Genomic DNA, 12788 nt, shown 5'->3' on the forward strand with positions numbered 1-12788 from the left:
CTATCGGCATCTGGTTGCACGGAAAAGTGCTATGGCGTTATCGGGTCAGCGACGGGAAACGCCAGCCTGAAGGCTCGCTGATGTCTGCTCAGTCGAACCTGCGCACCGGCCTGTCCCTCTCGCTCGTCCCTCGCTGGCCTGCTGTTTCTGCCGAAGGCAAAACCGAATGCAGTCAAGCGCATTCCGGCTTCGGACAGCCCTCCCGCGAAAGTCGCGACACGGATTAAAACACTACAAGTGACAAAAAAATGTCGCTCAAAAATCCGTATCGCACCCTCCTCACCGCTCCTTTCCCGCCCTATGTCGCAAATTTTGTTGAACCTTTTCAAGTCCCCAAAAAGCTCCCTAGAGCCTATAAATACGGGGCTTTCGAACTGAACAATGTGCTGGATTTCACAGAGTGCATAAGTTTTTTTCAGCATAAGGCTTATGAAAAATTCTTCTTAGCTTCCGCTCAGGATGTTCTTAGCTCTGTTGTTACAAGCCTGAAACGGTTTGACCTATAAATTTCGTCATTTTTTTGGCGACTGCAAAGCACCATACATGGACCAGGGAGATGTACCTCATGCGCGTTTTTACCCCCCTCAGTAGCGCGATTTTATTAGCCATGGCCTGTATTCATCAGGCCCAAGCCATGTCTCTGACGGAGGCGATTCAAAGCACGCTGGACAACCACCCGGAACTGCGCGCGAGCCAGAACAACCGTCTGTCGGCTGATGAGGACGTCAAGGTCGCCAAAGGGGGCTTCTATCCATCGCTGGACCTGAATGCTGCCTATGGCCGTGGCTACAGCGACAACACCACCACGCGCGCGTTGGGCAACCATCACACCGAGACGCTGACCTATACCCAGTCGGAGTTGCGCCTGCGGCAAATGCTCTTCGACGGCTTCAATACCGCCAACGAGGTCGGGCGCACCCAGTCGGTCTCCAACTCGCGGGCCTACTACACCCGCGGTACCGCCGAGAGCCTGGCCCTGCGCACCATCGAGGTGTACCTGGAAGTGCTCAAGCGCCGCGAACTGGTGACCCTGGCCAAGAACAACCTGCAGGCGCACCTGCGGGTCAACGACCAGATCAGCCTGCGCAGCGAACGCGGTGTCGGCAGCACCGCCGACCTCGACCAGTCCAAGGCCCGTCGCGCCCTGGCGGAAAACAACTACGACACCGCGCAGGTCGACCTGGCCGATGCCGAGGCCAACTTCTTCAGCGCCGTGGGCCGTATGCCCGACGAACTGGAAAGCCTGCCTTCGGTGCGCGGCGAGATCCCCGCCAGCCTGCCGGACGCCCGGCAGAGCATGCTGGAGAACAACCCCTACCTGAAATCGGCCCAGGCCGACGTGCACGCGGCCGAAAGCCAGTACGAGGTCGCCAAGTCGCCGTTCTACCCACGCTTCGATGCCGAGGCCGCGGTGGGCGCCAACGACAACGTGCAGGGCGACAAGGGCCACGACAATGAATGGCGGGTGGGCGTGGTGATGAACTACAACCTGTTCCGCGGCGGCAGCGACAAGGCCCGCCTGCAATCGGACGCGCACAAGATCAACCAGGCCATGGACATCCGCAACAACGCGCTGCGCATGCTCAACGAGAACATCACCCTGGCCTGGAACGCCATGCTCAACGCCAAGAAGCAGACCCCCACCGCTCGCGAATACGCTGAAACCACCACCCGCGTACGGGCCGCCTACCAGGACCAGTTCGGTCTCGGCCAGCGCACCCTGCTCGACCTGCTGGACAGCGAAAACGAGCTGTACAACGCCAACCGCCGCTACACCGAAGTGCGCTACACCGAGGAGTTCTCGATGTATCGCGTGCTGGCGAACATGGGCGAGCTGTTGAACAAGGAAAAAGTCGTGGTGCCAGCCGAAGCGATCGCCCAGACCGAAGTGAAGAGCGACGCCCGTCTGCCGGAGATGCGTTAAGTCCTCGGAGGACTTCAATGTGACCAGCATGGAACCCGGGAGCTCAGGCGTCGATCCGCGCCTGAGCTTTGATGACCCGTTGTTGGACGGATTGCTGATCCTCTGCAAACTGCATGACTGCACCGTCAGCCGTGCCAGCCTCAGCGCGGGGCTGCCCCTGGCCCAGCAACGCCTGAGCCTGGACCTGCTGCCCCGCGCCGCGGCCCGCGCCAGCCTGCAGGCGCGCCTGCTGCGCCGCGAGCTGTCGGCGATTTCCAAGCTCAACCTGCCGGTGCTGCTGATCCTCAAGCATGGCCGCTGCGCGGTCCTGCGCCGCTGGGGCGATGACGGCCAGGCGCTGATCCTGCCCAGCGAAGCCGAGGGCGGCGAACAGTGGGTCAGCCAGGCGGAGCTGAATGACGACTACAGTGGCCAGGCGCTGTTCGCCCGGCCACGCCATGAACTGGAAGAACTGCGCAATTCCCTGGTGCCGCGGGTCGAAGCCTGGTTCCGCGACACCCTGAAACTCTCGCGCTGGCTGTACAGCGACGCGATCCTCGCCAGCCTGTTGATCAACCTGCTGGGGCTGATGGTGCCGCTGTTCGTCATGCAGACCTACGACCGCGTGGTGCCCAACCAGGCCACCTCGACCCTCTGGGTGCTGGCTATTGGTCTGTTGATCGGCACTGGCTTCGAGCTGGTGCTGCGGGTGGTGCGCGCCCATCTGCTGGACAGCGCCGGCAAGCGCACCGACGTGATCCTCTCCGCCACCCTGTTCGAGCGCATCACCGGCATGGCGATGAAAGCCAAGCCGGCGACCATCGGCGGCTTCGCCCAGAGCATCCATGACTTCCAGGGCCTGCGCGAGTTTCTCACCGCCGTGACCCTGACCAGCCTGATCGACCTGCCCTTCGCCGTCCTGATGCTGCTGGTGATCGGCCTGCTCGGCGGCTGGCTGGTGGTGATTCCGCTGCTGGCGTTTCCCCTGACCATCGTCTTCGCCATGCTGATCCAGGCCCGCCTGCGCGACACCGTGCAAAAGAGCCTGAGCCTGGGCGCCGAACGCCAGGCGCTGCTGATCGAGACCCTCGGCGGCCTGGAAACCCTCAAGGCCTGCAGCGCCGAAAGCGAACGCCAGCACCGCTGGGAAAGCACCCACGGCGCCCTCACCCGCCTCGACAGCCACGCGCGCAATCTCTCGGCCCTGGCCACCAACGGCACCCTGTTCATCCAGCAGTTCTGCGGCATGGCGACCATAGTCGCCGGGGTCTACAGCATCATCGCCGGCAACCTCAGCGTCGGCGCGCTGGTGGCCACCTACATGCTCGGCAGCCGGGTCCTGGCGCCGCTGGGGCAGATCGCCGGGCTGATCACCCGCTACCAGCAGGCGCAACTGACCATGCGCAGCACCGACGCCCTGATGGCCCTGCCCCAGGAGCGCGATGCCCGCCAGCGCCCGCTGGAACGCACGCAACTGCAAGGCGCGCTGGCGCTCAATCAGGTGACCTTCCGTTATCAGGGGCAGAATGCCGCGGCCCTGAGCAATATCAGCTTCAGCATGCAGCCCGGCGAACGCATCGGCATCATCGGCCGCAGCGGCTCCGGCAAGAGCACCCTGGGGCGCCTGGTCATGGGTTTCTATGCCCCCGAGGAAGGCCAGTTGCTGCTGGACGGCCTCGACCTGCGCCAACTGGACGTGGCCGACCTGCGCCAGCAGATCGGCTATGTCGCCCATGACCTGCCGCTGCTGGCCGGCAGCCTGCGCGACAACCTGACCCTCGGCGCCCGCTATATCAGCGATGCACGCATGCTCGAGGTCGCCGAGCTGACCGGAGTCACCGAACTGGCCCGCCAGCATCCCCAGGGCTTCGACCGGCCGGTGGGCGAGCGCGGCCAACTGCTGTCCGGCGGCCAGCGCCAGGCGGTGCTGCTGGCCCGAGCGCTGCTGCTGGACCCGCCGATCATGCTCTTGGACGAACCCACCAGCGCCATGGACAACAGCAGCGAAGACGCCCTGCGCCAGCGCCTGCACGCCTGGGTACAGGGCAAGACCCTGCTGCTGGTGACCCACCGCACCTCGATGCTCAGCCTGGTGGACCGGCTGGTGGTCCTGGACAACGGGCGGATCGTCGCCGACGGGCCGAAAGAAGCGGTCATCGATGCACTGCGCAAGGGCCGTGTCGGCTCTGCGGCGGTCTAGGAGTCGCCCCATGCCTGCCTCATCGCAATCACGCGGCTACTTCGCCAGCCTGCGCAAAAGCGCGGAAAGCGAGTTCATGCCCGAAACCGCCGGTGCCTCGCTGCAGGACTCGCCCCGCGGCTCGCGCATTGTCGTCTGGCTGACCACCGGGCTGCTCATCAGTGCCCTGCTCTGGGCCAAGTTCGCGGTGCTGCAGGAGGTGACCACCGGCGAAGGCAAGGCCATTCCGTCGAGCAAGGTGCAGGTGGTGCAGAACCTGGAGGGCGGCATCGTCACCGAGATCTTCGTGCGCGAAGGGCAGATGGTGAACAAGGGCGACACCCTGCTGCGCCTGGACGACACGCGCTTTTTGTCGAACAAGGGCGAAAGCGAGGCCGACCGCTATGCCTTGATGGCCCAGGTCGAACGCCTGTCCGCCGAAGCCGAGGGCCGGCCGTTCAAGCCATCCGACGAGGTGGTGGCCAAGGCGCCGCAGGTGGCGGAGGACGAACGCTCGCTGTACGAACAGCGCCAGCGTCGCCTGGCCAGCGAACAGCGGACCTTGAGCGAACAGCTGCGGCAAAAGACCCAGGAGCTGGCGGAGTTCCGCTCGAAACAGGGGCAATTCAGTTCCAGCCTGGCCCTGCTCAACCAGGAGATGAACATGTCGGCGCCACTGGTAAGTACCGGCGCGGTGTCACCGGTGGAGATCCTGCGTCTCAAGCGCAGCGCCGTGGAGATCCGCGGCTCGCTGAATGCCACGACACTGGCCATTCCCCGGGCGGAATCGGCGATCAACGAAATCCGGAGCAAGATCGACGAGTCCGAACAAGGCTTCCGCTCCGACGCCGCCAAGGAGCTCAACGAGAAACGCACCGACCTGTCGAAAATCACCGCCTCGAGCATCGCCATCGACGACCGGGTGACCCGCACCACCGTGACCTCGCCGGTGCACGGGGTGATCAAGCAGCTCAAGGTCAACACCATCGGCGGCGTGGTCCAGCCGGGCAGCGACATGCTGGAAATCGTGCCGCTGGAGGACAACCTGCTGATCGAGGCCAAGGTACGGCCGCAGGACGTGGCCTTCCTCCATCCCGGGCAGAAAGCCATGGTCAAGTTCAGCGCCTACGACTACACCATCTACGGCGGCCTGAGCGCCAAGCTGGAACTGATCGGCGCCGACACCATCACCGACGACAAGGGCAACAGCTTCTACCTGATCCAGGTGCGCACCGACAAGAACCACCTGGGCGGCGACCTCAAGCCGCTGCTGATCATCCCCGGGATGGTCGCCACGGTGGACATCATCACCGGCGAGAAAAGCGTGCTCGACTACCTGCTCAAGCCGGTGCTCAAGGCGCGGACCGAGGCGATGCGCGAGCGTTAACCTGTAGCCGTTGCCGCAGGCTGCGACCGACCGCGAAGCGGGCGTCAATCAGGCGCCTCGGTCTTTCAGATGGTATGAGGCATGGGCGTTTTGGGGCCGCTGCGCAGCCCATCGCAGCCTGCGGCAGCGGCTACAGGGAGTCGTCTTGCGCCCGCAGGTGGTTACGCTGATAGGTGTCCTCCCCCATCGCCGCAATCTGCCCGTCGATCAAGGCCTCGAAAGGTTTCAGCAAGGGCTCGAACAAGGTTGGCGCCTCCAGGGTCTGCAGGGCCTGGACGATGGCTTCGATGGTCGACAAGGCCCCCGGTCCCGGCGCCTTGCGCAGCCGGTAACGAGACACCGCGCCTGCGGCCAGGGTCACTCGCGGCAACGCGGCCAGCAGCGGATTGAGGTGCAGCAACTTGCGCGCCTTGCGCCAGGTGCCGTCGGGTACCACCAGCAGCAAGGGCTGCGCGTCCGGCGTGCTGGAATAGGCCTGCAACGGCTGCGCGTCTTCCGCCGGGAACAGCAGGCGCGCCTGATACCCGGGGCAGTTCAACAGCTTCGGCAGGTCGTCAAACACCTCCCCCACGATCAACTCTGCATTGTTCAGCCCCAGCGCCGCCAAGCGCGCAGTATTCAGCGCGTGGTTCACTTCGCTGGGATGCTGCAACAGCAGGATCCGGGTGCGACTGTCCAGCCGTGGAATCAGCGGGCACAGGCAATGGGTTTTCGGACGCAGGCAACGCGGGCATTGGGTTCTGGACACATCGGCCTCCTCAGACCTGGTTGAGCTGCGCCTTGAGCAGGTCGCGGAACGTCTGGATCAGCGGCTCACGGCTACGCCCGCGGCGCACGATCATCGAAAACGGCGCCTGATAGCCGAAGGTGGCCGGCAGCAGCACGCGCAAGTCGCCCTTGTCGGCCCAGGCCTGGGCGTAATGCTCCGGCAGGTAGCCGATATAGGCGCCGGACAGCACCAGGATCAGCTGCGCCTCCATGCTCTCCACCGTCGCCGCGCTGTGCTTGAAGCCATGGCGCGCCAGTTCGGCCTGGCTCCAGTAGCCACGGCCGACCATGCGCTGCTGGGTGATCACCTGCTCGGGAATGCGCCGTTCGTTGAACAGCGGGTGCCGGCTGCTGCAATACAGCCAGTGCTGCTCGCGGTACAGCGGCATGTACACCAGCCCGCTCATGCGCGTGGAGAACGCGCCGATGGCCAGGTCCAGGCGGTTGTCCTGCACGCCGAGCTGCAATTCGTAGGGGCTGAGCACCGACAGATGCAAGTGCACCGCCGGGTGTTCCTGGCTGTAGGCGCCGATGGCTTCGGCGAACGGCAGGGCCTTGTCGCTCACCGTCGAGTCGATCACCCCCAGGTTGAGGGTGCCGCGCAGTTCGCCCTTGAGCGCCGCGGCGTACTGCTCGAAGCCCTCCAGCTCGCCCAGCAGGCGCAGGGTTTCCTGGTGGAACAGCTCGCCCTTGCTGGTCAGGCTGAAACCGCCGCGGCCACGGTGGCACAGGACCAGCCCCAGGGCCGATTCGAGCTGGCTCATGTAGGTGCTGATGGCCGATGTGGAGAGGTTCAGTTCGTGCTGGGCATTGGCGAATCCCTGATGCCGCACCACGCTGACGAAGATGCGCAATAGTTTCAGATCAGGTAAAGCGTTGGCCATGGGAGCTCCACAAGGAAAATCGACAACGGGGATCGAGTGTCAGGGTCATCCTGCCCCATCGGCGTTCCTCCATAGAGAATCTGGCGATCTTGATTATGGCTGCCATGCAGCCAATCGCGGGCAAGCCTCGCTCCTACAGGACCGTGCGTTTCTGTAGGAGCGAGGCTTGCCCGCGATTGCATCAGCCCTGACGCCACCCACCCTCGACAGCGGGAAGTCTATCCTCTAGCGCCGCCCTTAGTTTAGAAAAATCTGAACTAAGTATTTGCCCGTAGCGATTCTTCCCGCCCACTACATTTCGCAGAATCGGCCCCACTCGGTTTCGCCGGCACTCATTGCTGCGCTGAAAACCCCATAAATAAAACAACGATGAGGCCAATCCCGTGGACAAGATTCTCCACCAACCACTGGGCGGCAACGAAATGCCGCGCTTCGGCGGCATCGCCACCATGATGCGTCTTCCCCATGTGCCGACCCCGGCCGGCCTGGATGCCGCCTTCGTCGGCGTCCCGCTGGACATCGGCACCTCGCTGCGCGCCGGCACCCGCTTCGGGCCTCGTGAGATCCGCGCCGAATCGGTGATGATCCGTCCGTACAACATGGCCACCGGCGCCGCGCCCTTCGACTCGCTGAACGTGGCCGACATCGGCGACGTGGCGATCAACACCTTCAACCTGCTGGACGCCGTGCGCATCATCGAAGAAGCCTACGACGGTATCCTCGAGCACAACGTGATCCCGCTGACCCTGGGCGGCGACCACACCATCACCCTGCCGATCCTGCGTGCCATCCACAAGAAACACGGCAAGGTCGGCCTGGTGCACATCGACGCCCACGCCGATGTCAACGACCACATGTTCGGCGAGAAAATCGCCCACGGCACCACCTTCCGCCGCGCCGTCGAAGAAGGCCTGCTGGACTGCGACCGCGTGGTACAGATCGGCCTGCGCGCCCAGGGCTACACCGCCGAAGACTTCAACTGGAGCCGCAAGCAGGGTTTCCGCGTGGTGCAGGCCGAAGAGTGCTGGCACAAGTCGCTGGACCCGCTGATGGCCGAAGTGCGGGCAAAAGTCGGTGACGGCCCGGTGTACCTGAGCTTCGACATCGACGGCATCGACCCGGCCTGGGCGCCTGGCACCGGCACCCCGGAAATCGGCGGCCTGACCACCATCCAGGCGATCGAGATCGTCCGTGGCTGCCAGGGCCTCGACCTGGTCGGCTGCGACCTGGTAGAAGTCTCGCCGCCGTACGACACCACCGGCAACACCTCGCTGCTGGGCGCCAACCTGCTGTATGAAATGCTCTGCGTACTGCCGGGCGTGGCGCGTCGCTGAGGCCCGGCCATGAACGAGCGCGAGCAGGTTCTCAAAGCCGCCGCCGAGCTGGTGGCGGCCTTCGCCCGTAACGATCGCGAAGCCTACTTCGGTGCGTTCAGCGTTGACGCCAGCTTCGTCTTCTACACCCTCGCCCAGCCCCTGCTGTCCCGCGACGCCTACCAGGCGCTGTGGGACAGCTGGCGCCGCGAGGATGGCTTCGAGGTGCTGTCCTGCACTTCGAGCAACGCGTTTGTCAGCCTGCTGGGGGACACCGCGGTATTCATTCATGACGTCGCCACCGAGCTGCGCATGCAAGGGGAGCAACACTTCAGCCAGGAGCGCGAGACCATTGTTTTTTGCAGACAAGGGTCCGGCACACAACAACAAGGCCTATGGCTGGCCTGCCACGAACATTTGTCCGCAATGCCGGAAGGGCTGCCACCCCCTTAGCCAGAAAGGTGACGCTCACACACGATGAGCGCGCCTTTGTGATCGGAGCAGATCATGAATAACAACAACAAAGAAAAAAGCCTTAGCAGCATCGAAACAAACGGGGTCGAACAGATTCCCGACCATGAACGCGACGCCCGGCCCAGCGACCTGTTTCGCCTGATCTTCGGCGGCGCCAATACCTTTGCCACCGCCGTGCTCGGCAGTTTCCCGGTGCTGTTCGGCCTGTCGTTCCAGGCGGGTGTCTGGGCGATCGTGCTGGGCGTGATCCTGGGGGCATTGATCCTCGCGCCCATGGGCCTGTTCGGGCCGATCAACGGCACCAACAACGCGGTCTCTTCCGGTGCGCACTTCGGCGTGCACGGGCGGATCATCGGCTCGTTCCTGTCGTTGCTTACCGCCATCGCCTTCTTCTCGCTCTCCGTGTGGAGTTCGGGGGACGCCCTGGTGGGCGGCGCCAAGCGCCTGATCGAGCTGCCGGAAACCGACCTGACCCTGGGCCTGGCCTACGGCCTGTTCGCGATCCTGGTACTGACGGTGTGCATCTACGGCTTCCGCTTCATGCTGTGGGTCAACCGCATTGCCGTATGGGCCGCGAGCTTGCTGTTCCTGCTGGGGATCTTCGCCTTCGCGCCGGCCTTCGACAGCCAGTTCGCCGGGACCGTGGCCCTCGGCCAGGCGGGTTTCTGGGCGGCCTTTATCGGCGCCGCGCTGGTGGCCATGAGCAACCCGATTTCCTTCGGCGCGTTCCTCGGCGACTGGTCGCGCTACATCCCCCGCGAAACGCCGAAGGGCCGGATCATGCTGGCGGTGATCGCCGCGCAGATCGCCACCCTGATTCCCTTCCTGTTCGGCCTGGCCACCGCCACCATCGTGGCGATCAAGGCACCCGACTACATCGCCGCCAACAACTACGTCGGCGGCCTGCTGGCGGTCTCGCCGAGCTGGTTCTTCCTGCCGGTGTGCCTGATCGCGGTGATCGGCGGCATGTCCACCGGCACCACCTCGCTGTATGGCACCGGCCTGGACATGTCCAGCGTGTTTCCGCGGGTGCTGTCGCGGGTCAAGGCGACCCTGCTGATCGGCGTGCTGTCGATCGCCTTCATCTTCATCGGGCGCTTCGCCGCCAACCTGGTGCAGAGCGTGTCGACCTTCGCCGTGCTGATCATCACCTGCACCACCCCGTGGATGGTGATCATGCTGATCGGCCTGCTGGTGCGTCGCGGCTTCTACTGCCCCGACGACCTGCAAGTCTTCACCCGTGGCGAGCGAGGTGGCCGCTACTGGTTCCAGCATGGCTGGAACTGGCGTGGCCTGGGGGCCTGGATCCCCAGCGCGCTGGTTGGCCTGTGCTTCGTCAACCTGCCCGGGCAGTTCGTCGGTCCGCTGGGCAACCTGGCCGATGGCATCGACATCAGCCTGCCGGTGACCCTGGGCCTGGCCTCGCTGGTGTACCTGGCCCTGCTCAACCTGTTCCCGGAACCGCCCGCGGTCTACGGCCCCAACGATCCACGCAGCAAGAGCACGGATTCGCTCGGTAAACCGGTCATGCGCCAAGCCGCCTGACTCAAGCATGACCTGTAGCGGCAGGCTCGCCGGCAATCACGCCTCACACGACGGGTCCGCCAGACCGCGTCGCCTTGATTGCGGCAAGCCTCGCTTCTACAGCAAGCCACTATAAGAAAGACAATCGGAGACACGCCATCATGGCTTTAGATCTACTCGTCGTACTCATCTATGCCGCCGGCATGCTGGTGCTCGGCTATTACGGCATGCGCAAGGCCAAGACCCACGAGGATTACCTGGTAGCCGGCCGCAACCTGGGCCCGACCCTGTACATGGGCACCATGGCCGCCACCGTGCTGGGCGGGGCCTCCACCGTCGGCACCGTGCGCCTGGGCTATGTCCACGGTATCTCCGGTTTCTGGCTGTGCGCGGCGCTGGGCCTGGGCATCATCGCCCTCAACCTGCTGCTGGCCAAACCCCTGCTCAAGCTGCGGATCTTCACCGTTACCCAGGTCCTGGAAAAACGCTACAACCCGATGGCCCGCCAGGCCAGCGCGGTGATCATGCTGGCCTACGCGCTGATGATCGGCGTGACCTCGATCCTCGCCATCGGCACCGTGCTGCAAGTGCTGTTCGGCCTGCCGTTCTGGATCTCGGTGCTGCTGGGCGGCGGCGTGGTGGTGATCTATTCGGCGATCGGCGGCATGTGGTCGCTGACCCTGACCGACATCGTCCAGTTCGTGATCAAGACCGTCGGCCTGATGTTCATCCTGCTGCCGATCTGCCTGTACCGCGTCGGTGGCTGGGATGAGCTGGTGGCCAAGCTGCCAGCAGCCAGCTTCAGCTTCACCACCATCGGCTGGGACACCATCGTCACCTACTTCATGATCTACTTCTTCGGCATCCTGATCGGCCAGGACATCTGGCAACGGGTGTTCACCGCCAAGACCGAAAAAGTCGCGCAATACGCCGGCACCGTCGCTGGCTTCTACTGCATCCTCTACGGCCTGGCCTGCGCCCTGATCGGCATGGCCGCGCACGTCTTGCTGCCGGACCTGGACAACGTCAACAACGCCTTCGCCGCCATCGTCAAAGCCTCGCTGCCGGACGGCATCCGTGGCCTGGTGATCGCCGCGGCCCTGGCCGCCATGATGTCCACCGCCAGCGCCGGCCTGCTGGCCGCCTCCACCACCCTGACCGAAGACCTGCTGCCCAAGCTGCGTGGCGGCAAGCAGTCGAGCCTGGGCATCAACCGCCTGTTCACCCTGCTGACCGGCATCCTGGTACTGGGCATCGCCCTGGTGGTCAACGACGTGATCAGCGCCCTGACCCTGGCCTACAACCTGCTGGTGGGCGGCATGCTGATCCCGCTGATCGGCGCCATATTCTGGAAACGCGCGACCACCGCCGGTGCCATCGCCAGCATGGGCCTGGGCTTCCTCACCGCCCTGGCGTTCATGTTCAAGGACGGCCTGGATGCCAACACCCCGATCTACTACAGCCTGGCTGTCGGCCTGATCAGCTTCGTGGTGGTGAGCCTGCTGTCTCGTCGTCCGGCAACCCTGGCCAACGCGATCTAACCTCAGGTCAGACGCCGTACATTTTTCTTCGGCGGGTGCAGCGTCGGTGGCTGCACCCGTTTTTTTTCGCCTGGAGGAAAGTCGATGAAGATTGTCAGCCGCGACCGCTGGTTCGAAGTCAGAAGCCTGAGCGACGGGATTCGACTGATCCACGAGCCCTATATCCGGCCGTTCTATCGCTGCAACCTGTGGCATATCCAGGGCCGCGACAGGGACTTGCTGCTGGACAGCGGCTCCGGCCTGGTCAGCCTGCGCGAGCAGTTGCCCTGGCTCACCGAACGGCCCTTGCTGGCGGTGGCCAGCCATTGCCATTTCGACCATATCGCCGGACATCACGAATTCCCCGAACGCCTGGTGCACCCGGCCGAGGCGCAGATCCTCGCCGCGCCCGACGGCGCCAATACCCTGTCTGCCGCCTACGTTGGCGACGCAATGTTCGAGGCCCACCCGGATTGCCCGTTGTGCTACGCCGAATATCGGGTCAAGGCCGCCCCGGCAACGCGCCTGATCGAGGAAGGCGACGTGCTCGACCTGGGCAACCGTAGCCTCCAGGTGCTGCATACGCCCGGTCACTCCCCCGGGGGGATCAGCCTCTGGGAAGCGGCCAGCGGCACCCTGTTCAGCGGCGACATCATCTACGACGGTCCGCTGGTCGAAGACGCCTATCACTCCAACCTGGAGGACTACGCCACCAGCCTGGAACGCCTGTACCAGCTGCCGGTGCGTACTGTGCACGGCGGCCATTTCGGCAGTTTTTCGGGAGCGCAGCTGCGCACGATGATCGAGGATTGGATCCGTCGGCACCCCTGAAGCTG

General features: G+C 64.3%; 11 protein-coding genes. 9 read left to right on the plus strand and 2 right to left on the minus strand.

Annotated elements, in window-relative coordinates; all coding sequences use genetic code 11:
• Window positions 1-248: 248 nt before the first annotated feature.
• The 4 genes from NRG23_RS11365 to NRG23_RS11380 are packed head-to-tail and all read left to right on the plus strand — an operon-like array spanning window position 249 to window position 5469.
• Entirely contained in the window at window positions 249-506 is a 258-nt protein-coding gene (locus NRG23_RS11365) for a hypothetical protein (RefSeq protein ID WP_135006320.1), read from the plus strand.
• A 59-nt stretch (window positions 507-565) separates the two neighbouring features.
• The gene (locus NRG23_RS11370) at window positions 566-1924 is read left to right on the plus strand and encodes a TolC family outer membrane protein (protein ID WP_009047639.1); all 1359 of its coding nucleotides are present in this window, start codon (window positions 566-568) and stop codon (window positions 1922-1924) included.
• A 19-nt stretch (window positions 1925-1943) separates the two neighbouring features.
• Entirely contained in the window at window positions 1944-4103 is a 2160-nt protein-coding gene (locus tag NRG23_RS11375; RefSeq protein WP_039967835.1) for a type I secretion system permease/ATPase, read from the plus strand.
• 10 nt (window positions 4104-4113) lie between these two features.
• Entirely contained in the window at window positions 4114-5469 is a 1356-nt protein-coding gene (locus tag NRG23_RS11380) for an HlyD family type I secretion periplasmic adaptor subunit (protein ID WP_016702292.1), read from the plus strand.
• 130 nt (window positions 5470-5599) lie between these two features.
• On the opposite strand, the gene NRG23_RS11385 is transcribed toward NRG23_RS11380, so the two are convergent.
• Window positions 5600-6217, minus strand: a complete 618-nt coding sequence (locus NRG23_RS11385; protein ID WP_028681960.1) for a tRNA-uridine aminocarboxypropyltransferase — start codon at window positions 6215-6217, stop codon at window positions 5600-5602.
• A gap of 10 nt (window positions 6218-6227) precedes the next feature.
• Entirely contained in the window at window positions 6228-7121 is an 894-nt protein-coding gene (locus NRG23_RS11390) for a LysR family transcriptional regulator (RefSeq protein WP_009047635.1), read from the minus strand.
• A 383-nt stretch (window positions 7122-7504) separates the two neighbouring features.
• On the opposite strand from NRG23_RS11390, the gene speB reads away from it, so the two are divergent.
• The 5 genes from speB (at window position 7505) to NRG23_RS11415 (ending at window position 12783) form a co-directional block, all read left to right on the plus strand.
• On the plus strand, window positions 7505-8455 hold the full coding sequence (gene speB, locus NRG23_RS11395) for an agmatinase (RefSeq protein WP_007920678.1): 951 nt from the start codon (window positions 7505-7507) through the stop codon (window positions 8453-8455).
• Between the two features lie 9 nt (window positions 8456-8464).
• On the plus strand, window positions 8465-8887 hold the full coding sequence (locus tag NRG23_RS11400; RefSeq protein WP_009047633.1) for a nuclear transport factor 2 family protein: 423 nt from the start codon (window positions 8465-8467) through the stop codon (window positions 8885-8887).
• A 54-nt stretch (window positions 8888-8941) separates the two neighbouring features.
• Complete coding sequence (locus NRG23_RS11405; protein ID WP_257374630.1) at window positions 8942-10453, plus strand: cytosine permease; 1512 nt, start codon at window positions 8942-8944, stop codon at window positions 10451-10453.
• Between the two features lie 140 nt (window positions 10454-10593).
• The gene (locus NRG23_RS11410) at window positions 10594-11973 is read left to right on the plus strand and encodes a sodium:solute symporter (RefSeq protein ID WP_016702295.1); all 1380 of its coding nucleotides are present in this window, start codon (window positions 10594-10596) and stop codon (window positions 11971-11973) included.
• A gap of 84 nt (window positions 11974-12057) precedes the next feature.
• On the plus strand, window positions 12058-12783 hold the full coding sequence (locus NRG23_RS11415) for an MBL fold metallo-hydrolase (RefSeq protein WP_009047629.1): 726 nt from the start codon (window positions 12058-12060) through the stop codon (window positions 12781-12783).
• The last annotated feature ends 5 nt before the right edge of the window (window positions 12784-12788 follow it).

Origin of the sequence: Pseudomonas sp. T8 (assembly GCF_024610635.1) — a bacterium.
GTDB lineage: Bacteria > Pseudomonadota > Gammaproteobacteria > Pseudomonadales > Pseudomonadaceae > Aquipseudomonas > Aquipseudomonas chlororaphis_I.